Origin of the sequence: Enterococcus sp. 3G1_DIV0629 (assembly GCF_002141285.1) — a bacterium.
Lineage (GTDB): Bacteria > Bacillota > Bacilli > Lactobacillales > Enterococcaceae > Enterococcus_B > Enterococcus_B lactis.
Map to the genome: position 1 here is coordinate 1,481,101 of NZ_NGLI01000001.1, position 14,529 is coordinate 1,495,629.

Sequence of the window (14,529 nt, forward strand, 5' to 3'; positions counted from 1 at the left end):
TTATTCCTCCCAGCGTTTCATACAAAGAACCGCATTATGTCCGCCAAACCCTAATGAATTGCTCATTGCATAAGTAAAGCTTGCAGGTTGGCTTTCGTTTTTGACAACTGTCAAATCAATCTCAGGATCTTGTTTTTCTACATTGATCGTAGGTGGGATAAATTGATGTTCCAATGCCATCAGAGTGGCCAATGCTTCGATCCCGCCGGCTGCTCCCAATAAATGTCCAGTCATTGATTTCGTACTGCTGACATAAGTATCTCTGAAATTTTCACCTAGTGCGAGTTGGATTGCTTTTGCTTCTGCCTGGTCATTAGCTGGCGTACTCGTTCCGTGCGCATTGATATATCCAACTTGCTCCGGCTGTATACCAGCTTCTTCCATCGCAAGCTTCATTGCTTTAGACGCACCAGAACCATCTGGAGTAGGGGCTGTCATATGGTAAGCATCACAATTTGCACCGTATCCAACGATTTCTCCATAGATTTTGGCACCGCGAGCTTGTGCATGCTCTAAAGATTCAAGAACTAGAACACCTGCTCCTTCACCCATCACAAAACCATTTCGATTTTCATCAAACGGGATCGAACCACGATTAGGATCAGTTGATTCCGAAAGTGCAGTTAAAGCTGCAAATCCAGCAATCCCCATCTCACAAATTGTTGCTTCTGTTCCTCCAGCAAGAATGACATCTGAATAGCCATGTTTGATGTTACGGAATGCTTCACCGATTGAATTCGTTCCGCTAGCACAAGCTGTTACGATAGCTGTACAGATACCTTTTGCGCCTACTCGCAGAGCAATATTTCCAGCTGCCATGTTGGCAATCGCCATTGGCACGAACATTGGAGAAACTCGTTTTGCGCCTTTTTCATGCAGACGGATAACTTGATTTTCGATTGTCGGAAGACCACCGATTCCTGATCCGATAATGACACCAAATCGGTCTTGATTCATTTTTTCTTTATCTAAACCGCTTATCTCCATTGCTTCTAAAGCAGCGTAGATCCCATAGATCGAAAACATATCCATTCGTTTGCTATCTTTTTTAATAAAATATTTATCGTAAGGGAAATCTTTGACTTCACCCGCTAAGGTGATCCCTGTTTCTGAAGCATCAAATTTAGTGATCGGTGCGATGCCATTCGTACCTTCTTTCAAGCTATTCAAAAAGCTGTCTGCGTCATTTCCAATAGGTGAAGTGACTCCATAGCCAGTAATTACCACTCGATTCATTTATTTGCTCTCCTTTTCTTATCCGTGCATGACCAATCCGCCATCGACATTGATGACTTGGCCGGTGATATATGGATTTTGTGCTAAGAAAACTGCTGTTTGTGCAACATCTTCTACTTGTCCGAAACGTTGCATTGGAATTTGCTTTTCCGCTTGCTCCTTGACTTTATCTGCTAAAACTTCCGTCATATCAGTTGTGATGAATCCTGGTGCAATGGCGTTGCATGTGATACCTCTAGTCGCAGCTTCTCGTGCAACCGATTTTGTCAATCCTACGACACCAGCTTTGCTAGCTGCATAATTTGCTTGTCCGATATTTCCAATCAATCCAGATACACTAGAGAGATTGATGATGGCTCCTTCTCGCTGCTTCATCATTTTTTTCAAAACGTGTTGCGTCATATTGAAGGTACCGATCAAATTGATATCCAGACATTTTTTGAAATCTTCTGCATCCATCCGCATCACAAGTTTGTCATTTGTGATTCCGGCATTGTTTACTAAGATATGAATCGATCCAAGCTTTTCTTCTGCTTCTTTGATCATTTGTCCTGCTTTCTCATAATCAGAGATATCGCCGGAAACTCCTACGCATTTTACACCGAATGCTTCAATTTCTTCTATCTTTTCTTTTGGAATCTCTCCGCGCCCATTCAAAATAATATTTGCTCCAGCTTTTGCAAAAGCTAATGCCATCGCTTTGCCAATTCCTCTTGTACTACCTGTAATAAATACATTTTTCCCTTTTACATCCATAACCTTCCTCCTTATAATTTTGCTATTGTTTCATCAAATGTCTGCTTATTCTCAACACGCAGAACTGGTATCGTTTTATCAATTTTTTTCATAAATCCGCTTAATACTTTTCCGGGACCGACTTCAATGACTCGCTCGATACCGATTGTTTTTAATCTATGGATACTCTCGTAGAAACGAACAGGTTGCATGACTTGCTGTTCAAGTAGTCCCGCTATCGTCTCTTTCTTCATTATTTCCGTTGTTGTGTTGCTGATGACTGGAAAAGAAGGGTCAGAAAATTGAATATGACTTAGATCCTTCGCCAGTTTTTTTGATGCTGGTGCTAAAATAGCTGTATGGAAAGGTCCACTGACATTTAGTGGGATCATCCTTTTGATTCCTTTTTCTTTTAAGAGCAAAACAGCTTCATCTACGGCTTTTTCTTCGCCACCGATCACGATCTGCTGAGGTGTATTGTAATTAGCAGGAGACACGATGCCGTACTTGCTTGCTTCATGACAGCTTTCCTCAATCGTCTCAATCGGTGCATTCATTACTGCGACCATTTTCCCGCTTCCAGCTGGGGCAGCTTCCGTCATATAAGCGCCTCTCTTCGCTACTAGTGCAACGGCTTCAGTGAAGGATAACGCATCACTGGCTACTAATGCCGAATATTCTCCTAAACTCAGTCCTAAAGCTGCATCTGGGACGATTCCATGCTCCTTCAATAAGCGATAATACGCAATGCTGACTGTTAGAATAGCTGGCTGTGTATATTGTGTCTGATCCAAACGTTCATTTTCTGAAAAGCAGAGGTCGGCCATATCGTAGCCGAGAATCTCACTTGCTTCATCAAATGTCTGCTTTACAACGGCTTCTTCATATAAATCTTTTCCCATACCTTGATATTGTGCACCTTGGCCACTAAATAAGAATGCTGTTTTCATGTTTTTCTCCAATATATCCAGAATATATGTTTAATTCTTCTTATTCAAAAAGGCCGAGACATCCCTATTTCAGGAAATGTCCCAGCCCCCAACCTAATTTTAATGATTATGCAGTTTGTTTTTCTACGTAAGTCACTAAATCTTGAACCGTTTTGATTCCGTCTTCTGTTTCGATTTTTACATCAAATTCATCTTCAATTTCATTGATGATTTGGAATAAATCCAAGCTGTCAGCTTCTAAGTCTTCTTGGATGTCAGTAGTCAATTTGATTTCTTCAGTTTCTTTTCCTAATTCTTCTGCAATGATTTCTTGAATTTTTTCGAATACCATAATAATATATTCCTCCGATATTGTTTGCTTTTTTATTTTTATAATTTAACAGTTTACAGCTCCATGAGAATACTTCCCCACGTTAAACCTCCGCCATAGCCTGTAAATATTACTTTCTGTTGTTTTCCCAAGGTGATCTTTCCGCTAGAAACTGCTTCATCCAATAAAATAGGGATACTTGCAGCAGAGGTATTCCCGTACTTATCCATATTGGTCAGGAATTTTTCTTGCGGCATCTTTACTTTTCGGGCGATTTTCTCAATGATCCTGAGATTTGCCTGATGCAAAAGCAGATAATCAGCTGGCGTGTCTTTCATGACTTCTTGGATATTGTTTGCAACATCTCGAACGGCGAAATCAAAAATATCTCTGCCGGTCATTCGCAAATAATACGAACCTTCTGAATCTTCTGAATAGAACGGGTTTTTATTTTGCTGGTAGCCAGCAGTCAGTGAGGTACTTCTGGTACCATCAGTTGCTAATTTTTCTTTCAGCAATTTTTTTTGTGGGTTTGCTTCTAAGAGAACCCCGCCTGCTCCATCACCAAATAATACAGCAGTCGTGCGATCAGACCAATCGATTAGTTTAGACAGTGTTTCACCGCCAATTACCAATCCTTTAGTCGAACCGCAGCGGATCATTTTTTCAGCCATGCTTAGCGCATAAACAAATCCTGAACATGCCGCGCTGATATCGAAAGCAATAGCATTAGCTGCTCCCAATTTCCCTTGTACTTGTGCTGCTACAGATGGTGTCGTGTAATCGGGCGACATTGTTGCTACTAAGATAAAATCCAAATCTTTAGGGTTCAGATTTTTTTGTTTCATCAATTTTTCCGCCACTAAGAGGCATAAATCAGATGTCTCCTGATTTGTTACACATCTTCGTTCACGAATACCCGTTCTTGACGAAATCCATTCATCCGAGGTGTCCATCATCTTGGAAAGATCATTATTCGTAATGATCTTTTCAGGAAGGACGCTGGCTGTTGCAGTAATCATTCCAAATTGTTCCATTAAATATCCTCACTTATAGTCTTGCAAGAAGTCATGCAAGTTTTTCAGTGCATCCAGCAAGGCATGCTGTTCTTCCGTAGCCATTCCTTCTAAGATGTTCTTGACCATTTCACGATGAAAATGCTGATGGACCCGAAACAGTAACTTTCCTTTTTTCGTTAGTCCCAACTTTACAACACGACGGTCATCTTCACTGCGGATACGTTCGACATAGCCTTTTTTTACTAACTTGTTAATAGCAGTGGTCAAGGTCCCAACAGTAATTGATAGTTCTTTGGCTACTTCTGAAGTTGTTTTTTTCTTGTACATCCCGATTGCCTCGATCGTGTGCATCTCTGTGATTGACAGATCTTTGAATTGAGATTTTTTCAACTCAGACTCTTCGATTGTCAAAATATCATTGAAGACACTAACAAGATAATCATTTACTGTTTTTAAATCTGGTTCCATGTTCCACCGTCCACTAATTAGTTTGATTATCAAATCTTTTGATGTTCAAACTATATCTTAACTTTTTTCAAAATGCAACCGTAAAAGATCATTTTTTTGCTATATGAGTTTATTTTAAGATTTTACTCATTTAAAAAAATTGATAAATCAGCATTTTTTATTTATTTTATTAGAAAAACTATTGCACTGACATATTTTGATTATCAAAGTATTTCTTGTTGATAGAATGATCCAATTCCCTAAAACTTGTCCATTATTTCAAAATTTGTTATAGTCTTTTTATTCAAAGCGTGAAAGGAGACCCTATGTTAAAAGAAAAAATAAAAAATCTCCCCATGCTGCCGGGTGTCTATCTTATGAAAAACCAAGAAGGGATGGTCATCTATGTTGGTAAAGCAAAACGGCTCAAAAATAGAGTAAGCAGCTATTTTCATCAGAATAAGCAACATTCAAAAAAAGTATTACGTATGATTCATCATATAACAGATTTTGATTTCGTCGTAGTAGATACAGAATTAGATGCTTTGTTGCTTGAGTGTCAACTAATCCAACATTACCGTCCTTTTTATAACCGACAAATGAATTATTTCAGTAACTACAATTATGTACATATTTCCAATAAGGGATTTGTATTAACAGATACTCCTACAACTCGAACATACGGTCCGTTTCGTCTCTATAAAAAAATGCCGTCTATTTTGCGTATAATGGAAGAAACGTATCAAATGCCTTGGCTGTCTGAAATCAGCTTATTAGCTTTGCGAGTCCAGCTTCCTGACTTACAGGAAATGACTTTTGAACAGAAAAAGAAGGAGATCCAAGGATTGTTTCAGGGTCGCAATAAAAAGCTACTGACTTACTTGAAAAAGAGACAACAACATTTCATCTATCAGCTGAATTTCGAAAAAGCTGGAATGCTTCAAAAAGATATCGAATCAGTTACTTATTTCATCAGACGGATCCAAGAACAAAAGCAGTTTTTAAGAACACCATCCCTCACATTCAGTATGCCACTGGCAGCGGATGAAAGTCAGAAAAAGCACTACCTTATTTGTTACGGACAGCTTGCAGAAACAATGATTGCTTCTGGGGACAATCCACCTGACTTTTATTATGAAAAAAAAGAAGCTCATTTATCTTTGAAACGCCAATTATCAAAAGAAGAAATCGATCCTGTACAAATTTTGATTAGTTACCGCAAAAAATTAGAAAAGGAACAGATCGAAATGGAACAATTAAACAAAAAAGAAGCTGAAAAGCAACTAAATTAGCTGCTTCTCGGCTTCTTTTAGGCATCTTCAACTTCAAATGTCAATTATCCTAAAATTTATTGGATTAAGTCATAGATTTCCATCGCTACGATATCGATATTATCGAATTCGTATTGCTGATGAGTATCTGTTTCAGTTAATTCAAACGTATCGGTCGCTTTATCATAAGTTACTGTACACTTTTCTACGCCTTCTTTTTCAAAACGGCGAACTTGCAGTTCATTATCTGCTGACTCGACCATAGCCTCCAGTCGTTTTATGATTGCGACTAATTGTGAATGTGTCATCGGAGGTCCTCCTTTTCTTATTTCTGTTATATTGTATCAAAAGCATAGCCTACTTGCATTGATTTTCTCTAAAAAAACTCGTTTTTTATGATTTTTTTTCTGGTATTTTTCCTTCAGGCCACCAAAGTTTGATCAAAGCCTGTGTTCCATCATTCTCAAAACCTTTATCTGCCAACTCTTCATATAGTTTCAATGCTTGGATGGTTGCTGGCAATACAAGGTTCATTTTTTCTGCTTCTTCTAATGCAATCTTTAAATCTTTGATAAAATGTTTGACAAAAAAACCAGGCGTGTAATCTTCTTTCAAGATACGTGGAGAATAATTACTTAAAGACCAGTTAGCTGCACTTCCTCCTGAAAGTGTCTCAATCACTTTCTCTAAATCGAGACCGTTTTTTTGTGCGTAGACAAGCATTTCCGTCATTCCTGTCATCGTGCCTGCAATCATGATTTGATTGGCCATTTTCGTATGCTGACCTTTCCCAGCAGAGCCATGCAATGTAAATGTCGTACCAAATTCCTTGAATAAAGGAAGTACTTGATCATAGACCGATTCTTCTCCGCCCACCATGATCGTCAGTGTGCCATTCTTTGCTCCTAAGTCACCGCCTGACACCGGTGCATCTAATGCATCTGCACCTTTTTCTTTTGCTGTTTTTGCAATTTTTTCTGCCAGAGTTGGTGTACTTGTAGTCAAATCAACTAAAATACGTCCCGAGACATCTGCAGAAAAAATCCCCGATCCTCCATAGTAGATTTCTTCTACATCCTTAGGATAACCTACCATTGTAAACAGAATATTGCTTTGTTCTGCTACAGCCTTTGGTGTATCCGCCCAGACAGCTCCTTCTGTTACTAAAGAATCAGCTTTTACTTTTGTCCGATTATAAACAGCGACTTCGTGACCTGCTTCTAGTAGATGGCGTACAACAGCACTTCCCATGACGCCTGTTCCGATAAAACCCAGTTTCATTCTTTCGACCTCCTAAAAATCAAAAATCCTTGCTTCTATGCTAGTATACGCTAGAAACAAGGATTTTTTTATAAAAAATGTTTGAATTTTATCTTTTAAATGAATTTAATTTGATTTTGATTCGTTCAATCGAATCTTCTTCTTCTTTTCTTCGCATCTCTTCTTCATGGTAAACAACCATATCTTGATAAAATTCGATCATGGCTTCGCCGAAATGAGTAGACGAAATGTCATAAAGTTTGGCTTCTAAAACCTTTGGATCTCTAGGGACTTCACTGGAAATATAATCAATAAGTGCAGGTGCAAAGTCTTCGTCGGTTTCAAAAGTTTTCCCTAATGAAGGATGATCGAACAATCGGTTCAAATAAGCATTTCCTTCTACGACACAAGGCGTGCCGGCTGCCATCGCTTCGGTATAAGTAAGCCCTTGTGTCTCTGAAGTAGAAGCACTGACAAAATAATCTGCCGCTTTATAATAAAGGGCTACATCATTATTATCCACTTCTCCTGTGAACTGCACAAATTCTTCTAACTGCAGTTCGGAAATCAATTCCTCTAACTCTTCTACATAAGGACCTTTTCCTACAATAACTAATCTGGCATTAGGGTAAGCCGAGATAATCTGAGGAAATCCGTTAACCAATGCTTGGATATTTTTCTCATAAGAAATCCTGCTTAAAGAAAGAATCATCAGATGATTTTCCTGAAGTCCTAATGACTCCCTTAACTTGTTGATATCCTCCTGAGTGATATCAGAACGTTTGAATTTCTCAATGTCGATACCAGTAGGAATCACACGAAGCGGTGCTACTACGCCATAGCTACGTAATGTATCAATAACACGTTCACTTGGACAGACTACACCTGTCGTATGATTGGCAAATAATCTGGATAAGTATTTTACATGGGATTGTCTGATCACTTTTCCTTTACCGATATAATGAAGGTAATCCTCATACATCGTATGGTAAGTATGGATCAGGGGTATTTTCAACTTCTTAGCTACCATCTTCCCTAGTATTCCTGCTCCGAATTCTGTATGGGTATGGATCAGATCTAATTCTAGTTCTTTGGCAACCAAATAAGCATACCACATGCCTCTAACAACAACTCTTCGATCCTTGAAAGAAATAAACGGTACACTTGGCATTCGAATCACATCTTTTTCCAACTTGTCCGCATTAGGATCGGTTGTCGTAAAGATATAGACTTCATGCCCATGTTTTTCTAATTCTTGTTTTAATGTTTTGATCGATGTAGCCACTCCGCTGACTTGCGGAAAGTAGGTATCGGTAAAAAAGCCGATTTTCATGTTTTTCGCCTCCAAACTAGTCCTTTGTCTGATGTACTTTTTTTAATTTGCTAGAGACTTTTTCATTCAGCACACTTTCATATACGTTTTTAAGTTCTTCACCGATTTTATTGATACTTCGTTCTTTTGCTGTTTGATAACCGGCTTGTGTCAAACTCGGTAGCTCTTCATTGGTAATCTGTTGAATCAGTTGGATAAACGCTTCGTTTGTCTTCCCCATATAGCAGTTCTTGCTATCTTCTAACCAGCCATTATACACTGGAATATCTCGAACAAGTACATTTTGCTTGCTTGCTAAAGCTTCTAAAACAACGATTCCTTCCGTCTCTTCATAAGAAGGAAAAAAGAATAGATCTGCACCTGAATATGCTCCTTCGATGATTTCCCCTCGTATATATCCAGGAAACAGAACATTCTCAGGATGGTCTTCTTTTACAATTTTCCGGATGTTTCGAGGAATCGAGTACATCGGAACATGACCAAACCAAATGAATGTATAGTCGGACATCTTCTTAGCAATTTCTACGAAATCAATGATTCCTTTACGTTCGAAAAACAAACCGACACAAATGATTACTTTTTGATCCGGAGATAGTTTGAAATACTCTCTGAACTTTTGTTCTTTCATTGGATCAGGGCGATATTTCTCTAGGTCGATCCCATTGGAAATAGCTTGAATCGGTACACGGATACCATAGCTTTCCAACAACTGTTTTGAATAAGGTGTTGGCGTGATCAAATAGTCCGCTTTTTGGTACAATCCTACCAGATATTTTTTTACAATAGGAGAAAGCTGGTTCGATCCGATAAAGGAATTTCGGAAATCTTCCTCTGTTGAATGCGCATGATAGACAACTTTTTTACCTTCTCTTCTGGCTTTATTGACCATATTATGACTATTGATTCCGTATGTATTGATGTGCAGGATGTCATAATCATCTTTGTCGTCTAGTGTATAAGAGATACCAACTTCCGTCAGAGCACGTTTTTGATGATCAAGCGCACGTCCGATTCCAGATTTTGCAAGCATCTTTTCACTTTCAAAATATAATAATACCTTCACCTTACGTCCCCCTTCATTTATATAGTATAACATAGCCTCCAAACTGTCACTCAAACTTAAGCCCTATTTTTGTCTAATCTTGCTGACAAAAACGTTTTCTTAAAAAAGAACAGAAAACAAAAAAGCTGGCGTAGCTCTTTTACAAGCTACACCAGTTTTTGATACGTTGTTTATTTTACATATTCATGAACAAGTTCAACGACTTCTTCCATCGTATCGCATTCTTTCAATGCACGATCAGCAAGTTCAGCCATTTTCGCTGTGTCCAAGCGTTTCATTAAACTACGTGTTTTAAGAATAGATGTCGCGCTCATTGAGAACTCATCTAGACCCATACCTACTAGCAGCGGAACAGCGGTTTGATCTCCAGCCATTTCTCCACACATACCTGCCCATTTTCCTTCAGCGTGTGCTGCATCAATTACATTTTTGATTAAACGTAAGATTGATGGGTTATATGGTTGGTACAAGTAAGAAACACGTTCATTCATACGGTCTGCTGCCATTGTGTATTGAATCAAATCGTTCGTACCTACGGAGAAGAAATCCACTTCTTTTGCAAACTTGTCTGCTAAGACTGCTGCTGCTGGAATCTCAATCATGATGCCGACTTGGATTGTATCAGATACTTCCTTGCCTTCACTGATCAATTTTTGTTTTTCTTCTTCAAAGATCGCTTTTGCTGCGCGGAATTCTTTGAGCGTAGCTACCATAGGGAACATGATACGTAAGTTACCATGAACAGATGCACGAAGTAATGCACGCATTTGTGTGCGGAACATTTCGTCGCCTTGTTCAGATAGACTGATACGTAATGCACGATATCCTAAGAATGGATTCATTTCATGAGGTAATTGCAGATATGGTAGTTCTTTATCCCCGCCGATGTCCATTGTACGAACAACAACTGGTTTTCCTTCCATACCTTCTAATACAGCTTTGTAAGCTTCGTATTGGTCATCTTCTGTTGGGAAGTCCGGAGAATCCATATATAGGAATTCAGTACGGTACAGACCAACTGCTTCTCCACCATTGTTATGAACACCAACTAGATCTTTTGGTGTTCCGATGTTTGCAGCTAATTCAAAATGCTTGCCGTCAGCTGTGACAGTTTCTGCATTTTTTAGTTTTTCCCATTCTGCTTTTTGTGCTGCGTAATCCGCACCTGCTTTTTCAAATTCAGCTTTTTGTTCCTCTGTAGGATCGATGATCACATCGCCTTCGATCCCGTTAACAGCCAACATAACGCCTTCTTTGACTTTAGCAGTGATTTCTTTTGTCCCAACGATCGCTGGGATTTCTAAAGAACGTGCCATAATAGCAGAATGTGAAGTACGTCCACCAATGTCTGTTACAAACGCTTTTACAAAATTGCGATCTAATTGTGCTGTATCACTTGGAGTCAAGTCATGTGCAACAACGACCACTTCTTCGTTGATCATTGATGGATTTGGTAAAGTAACGCCTAATAAGTGCGCTAAAATACGTTTAGCAACGTCACGAATATCTGCAGCACGCTCTTGCATGTAAGCATTGTCTTCCATTGCTTCGAACATACCGATATACATATCCGTTACTTCTTTTAGCGCTGATTCAGCATTTACGCTGTTGTCTTTAATGTTTTGCTTGATTTGACCTACCATTTCTGGATCTGAAAGAACCATCAAATGGGCATCAAATACTTGCGCTTCTGCTTCACCTAAGCTTTGCGCTGCTTTTTCACGAATTTGCTGCAATTCTTCAGTAGATTTAGCTAATGCAGCATCCAAACGAGCTTCTTCAGCCGCAGTATCTTCTACTGTTGCCTTACTGAATGTTAAATCCGGTTGAACTAGCAGGTAAGCTTTTGCAACGGCTACACCGTCACTAGCGGCAATCCCTTTTAGCATTTCAACCATTATTCAGATAAGCCTTCTTTCTTCATTGTTTCAACGATTGCTGCCATTGCGTCAGCTTCGTCAGCACCTTCTGCAGTGATAGTAACATCAGAACCTTGACCTACACCTAAAGACATAACGCCCATGATTGATTTCAAGTTTACTGATTTACCTTTATACTCTAAGTTTACATCAGAGTTAAATTTGCTTGCTGTTTGTACTAATAATGTAGCTGGACGTGCGTGGATCCCAGTTTCTGCTACTACGTGAAATTCTTTCTTTTCCATATTAATCGGTCTCCTTTAAGTGAGTGTTGTTTTTATGTGAGGGTTTTCTTTTTTAGTAATTCAGAGAATCCTAACAAGTGTCACCCTTTCATCTGTAAAGATTAACATTTTTTTTCGTTAGATACAACAGTTTTCATTCAATTTCAGATAAAAGTATTCAAATTATTCCGGATTCTTTTTCATCCTTTTCTTCACATTTTATAACAAACGTGTTTATTTTCTTTTTCTTGTCGCTATCTCTTCTCCTGACGTTTATCATTCTTTCCTTTGACCTTGTTTGTTTTTATATGAAACGAATTACTTGCTTCCCTTTCGATTTTTAGTATAATAAGAATCAAAGGTCAGTAATGGTCAATAGACATTTTACCTTTACTACCTCATAAATCCCTAAAAAATAGGGGTTATTCTTTTACCTCATGAAAAACGAGATGTAAAATATGGATGTACCCATTTTTGTGAAAGGACGTGAATGATTCATGCTTTGTCAAAACTGCGGCAAGAATGAGGCAACGATTCACTTGTATGCCACTGTCAATGGTCAGCGGACACAACTTGATTATTGTCAGAGCTGTTATCAAAAAATCAAAAATCAGCAAAATGGAGGTCTAACTAATATGGCCCAAAACGATCCATTTGGATTTGGCAGTTTGGACGATCTTTTCCGTTCCATGTCTCGCCAAATGCAACAGCAAGGAAACTATGAGCAAACACCGCCAACACAATTTGGTGGAAACAACAACTTCAATGGTGGACAACCACCTCAAGGAAATACGGAAGGTTTACTAGGAGAATACGGAATCAACATCACTGAACAAGCTCGACAAGGGGATATCGACCCTGTGATCGGTCGTGATGATGAAATCAAACGTGTCATCGAAATTTTAAATCGCCGAACTAAGAACAATCCTGTCTTGATTGGTGAACCTGGTGTTGGTAAAACAGCAGTTGTTGAAGGGTTAGCACAAAAAATCGTAGATGGCGATGTCCCACAAAAATTAATGGACAAAGAAGTCATTCGTTTAGATGTCGTATCCTTAGTCCAAGGTACTGGTATACGAGGCCAATTTGAAGAACGTATGCAAAAATTGATTGAAGAAATTCGTCAAGCAGAAAATGTGATCCTATTTATAGATGAAGTGCATGAAATCGTCGGCGCTGGTTCCGCAGGCGATGGAAACATGGATGCTGGTAATATTTTAAAACCTGCTTTAGCTCGAGGAGAATTGCAGATGGTTGGTGCTACTACCTTAAACGAGTACCGCATCATCGAAAAAGATGCTGCCTTAGAGCGTCGTATGCAACCCGTACGAGTAGATGAACCAACTGTCGAAGAAACAATCAGTATCTTGAAAGGACTGCAAAAACGTTATGAAGACTATCATCATGTAAAATATACTGATGAAGCCATCGAAGCAGCCGCAACTTTATCCAATCGTTACGTCCAAGATCGCTTCTTGCCGGATAAAGCCATCGATTTGCTAGATGAAACAGGTTCTAAGAAAAACTTAACAATTCAAATCGTTGATCCTAAAACGATCGAGAAAAAACTACAAGAAGCGGAAGAACAAAAAGTTCTTGCTTCTCGAGAAGAAGATTTCGAAAAAGCGGCTTATTACCGTGACCAAATCAACAAACTTCAAAAAATGAAAGAACGCCAGCTCACCGAAGAAGAAACACCTGTCATCACCGAAAAAGATATGGAAAAAATTGTTGAACAACGAACAGGTATTCCAGTGGGCGAATTAAAAGAAAAAGAACAGACACAATTGAAAAACTTAGCAGATGACTTGAAGGCTCATGTCATTGGTCAAGATAACGCTGTAGACCGTGTAGCGAAAGCGATTCGCCGAAACCGTGTTGGATTGAACAAACAGAATCGTCCAATTGGCTCCTTCTTATTTGTCGGACCAACCGGTGTAGGTAAAACAGAACTTGCCAAACAGCTTGCCTATGAATTATTCGGTTCACAAGATTCAATGATTCGTTTCGATATGTCTGAATATATGGAAAAACACAGTGTCTCTAAATTGATTGGTTCTCCTCCAGGTTATGTTGGATACGAAGAAGCTGGTCAATTAACAGAAAAAGTTCGAAGAAATCCTTACAGTCTTGTCTTATTAGATGAAGTTGAAAAAGCTCATCCAGATGTTTTGCACATGTTCTTGCAAATCTTAGATGATGGCCGATTGACGGACGCACAAGGAAGAACCGTCAGCTTTAAAGATACGATCATCATTATGACAAGTAATGCCGGTACTGGTAAAGTAGAAGCAAATGTTGGCTTTGGTGCGGCACGTGAAGGTGTTACTCGTTCGGTATTGAACCAATTGAACAATTACTTTACACCAGAGTTTCTAAATCGTTTTGACGGAATCATCGAATTCAGTGCTTTGTCAAAAGAAAACTTGATGACCATCGTTACACTGATGCTAGATGATGTCAATCAAATGCTTGCAGCACAGCAACTTCATATCGAAGTTCCTACGAATGTCAAAGAAAAATTAGTTGACTTAGGTTATGATCCATCCATGGGTGCTCGCCCCCTTCGACGAACAATCCAAGAACAAATCGAAGATGGCATCGCTGAATTTTACCTTGACCACCCTTCTATTCATGAGCTGAAAGCAAAATTGGATAAGGATGGAAAAATCATCGTGACTTCTAAACCAGAACGTTTAGCAAAAGAAACAACCGAAGAAACGGCTGAGTAAACCTAGTATGTATATAGAGGCTGGGACAGA

Annotated in this window: 14 protein-coding genes; 2 read left to right on the forward strand and 12 right to left on the reverse strand. The window is 39.0% G+C overall.

What is annotated here, in order from left to right; all coding sequences use genetic code 11:
- The 6 genes from fabF to A5816_RS07485 all read right to left on the reverse strand — a co-directional run bounded on the left by fabF (nt 1) and on the right by A5816_RS07485 (nt 4,718).
- Nucleotides 1–1,236, reverse strand: a complete 1,236-nt coding sequence (gene fabF, locus A5816_RS07460) for a beta-ketoacyl-ACP synthase II (protein WP_002373490.1) — start codon at nt 1,234–1,236, stop codon at nt 1–3.
- 18 nt (nt 1,237–1,254) lie between these two features.
- A complete protein-coding gene (fabG, locus tag A5816_RS07465; RefSeq protein WP_002341276.1) occupies nt 1,255–1,992 on the reverse strand; it encodes a 3-oxoacyl-[acyl-carrier-protein] reductase in 738 nt (245 codons plus the stop codon).
- Between the two features lie 11 nt (nt 1,993–2,003).
- Nucleotides 2,004–2,921: an ACP S-malonyltransferase gene (gene fabD, locus A5816_RS07470; protein ID WP_086311038.1), complete on the reverse strand. Its 918-nt coding sequence runs from the start codon at nt 2,919–2,921 to the stop codon at nt 2,004–2,006.
- A 106-nt stretch (nt 2,922–3,027) separates the two neighbouring features.
- The gene (locus A5816_RS07475; protein WP_002287614.1) at nt 3,028–3,252 is read right to left on the reverse strand and encodes an acyl carrier protein; all 225 of its coding nucleotides are present in this window, start codon (nt 3,250–3,252) and stop codon (nt 3,028–3,030) included.
- 53 nt (nt 3,253–3,305) lie between these two features.
- Nucleotides 3,306–4,268 (reverse strand): beta-ketoacyl-ACP synthase III, encoded by a 963-nt coding sequence (locus A5816_RS07480; protein WP_086311039.1) that lies wholly within the window; start codon nt 4,266–4,268, stop codon nt 3,306–3,308.
- 9 nt (nt 4,269–4,277) lie between these two features.
- A complete protein-coding gene (locus A5816_RS07485) occupies nt 4,278–4,718 on the reverse strand; it encodes a MarR family winged helix-turn-helix transcriptional regulator (protein WP_002310362.1) in 441 nt (146 codons plus the stop codon).
- 305 nt (nt 4,719–5,023) lie between these two features.
- On the opposite strand from A5816_RS07485, the gene A5816_RS07490 reads away from it, so the two are divergent.
- Nucleotides 5,024–5,989 (forward strand): GIY-YIG nuclease family protein, encoded by a 966-nt coding sequence (locus A5816_RS07490; RefSeq protein ID WP_086311040.1) that lies wholly within the window; start codon nt 5,024–5,026, stop codon nt 5,987–5,989.
- Nucleotides 5,990–6,045: 56 nt separating this feature from the next.
- Here A5816_RS07490 and A5816_RS07495 read toward each other — a convergent pair whose 3' ends face one another.
- The 6 genes from A5816_RS07495 to A5816_RS07520 all read right to left on the reverse strand — a co-directional run bounded on the left by A5816_RS07495 (nt 6,046) and on the right by A5816_RS07520 (nt 11,788).
- A complete protein-coding gene (locus A5816_RS07495) occupies nt 6,046–6,276 on the reverse strand; it encodes a YkuJ family protein (protein ID WP_002287607.1) in 231 nt (76 codons plus the stop codon).
- Nucleotides 6,277–6,361: 85 nt separating this feature from the next.
- Complete coding sequence (locus A5816_RS07500; RefSeq protein WP_086311041.1) at nt 6,362–7,249, reverse strand: NAD(P)-dependent oxidoreductase; 888 nt, start codon at nt 7,247–7,249, stop codon at nt 6,362–6,364.
- An 88-nt stretch (nt 7,250–7,337) separates the two neighbouring features.
- Nucleotides 7,338–8,561 (reverse strand): glycosyltransferase family 4 protein, encoded by a 1,224-nt coding sequence (locus A5816_RS07505; RefSeq protein WP_086311042.1) that lies wholly within the window; start codon nt 8,559–8,561, stop codon nt 7,338–7,340.
- Between the two features lie 16 nt (nt 8,562–8,577).
- Nucleotides 8,578–9,624 carry a glycosyltransferase family 4 protein gene (locus A5816_RS07510; RefSeq protein ID WP_201064795.1) on the reverse strand — a complete coding sequence of 349 codons (1,047 nt, stop codon included), beginning with the start codon at nt 9,622–9,624 and terminating at the stop codon, nt 8,578–8,580.
- Nucleotides 9,625–9,794: 170 nt separating this feature from the next.
- Nucleotides 9,795–11,522 carry a phosphoenolpyruvate--protein phosphotransferase gene (ptsP, locus tag A5816_RS07515; protein WP_086311044.1) on the reverse strand — a complete coding sequence of 576 codons (1,728 nt, stop codon included), beginning with the start codon at nt 11,520–11,522 and terminating at the stop codon, nt 9,795–9,797.
- Entirely contained in the window at nt 11,522–11,788 is a 267-nt protein-coding gene (locus A5816_RS07520) for a phosphocarrier protein HPr (RefSeq protein ID WP_002287602.1), read from the reverse strand. The genes ptsP and A5816_RS07520 overlap by 1 nt, the downstream gene beginning before the upstream one ends.
- Before the next feature lie 476 nt (nt 11,789–12,264).
- Between A5816_RS07520 and A5816_RS07525 the strand changes: the two genes are divergently transcribed.
- Complete coding sequence (locus tag A5816_RS07525) at nt 12,265–14,499, forward strand: ATP-dependent Clp protease ATP-binding subunit (protein WP_038398805.1); 2,235 nt, start codon at nt 12,265–12,267, stop codon at nt 14,497–14,499.
- Nucleotides 14,500–14,529 lie beyond the last annotated feature (30 nt).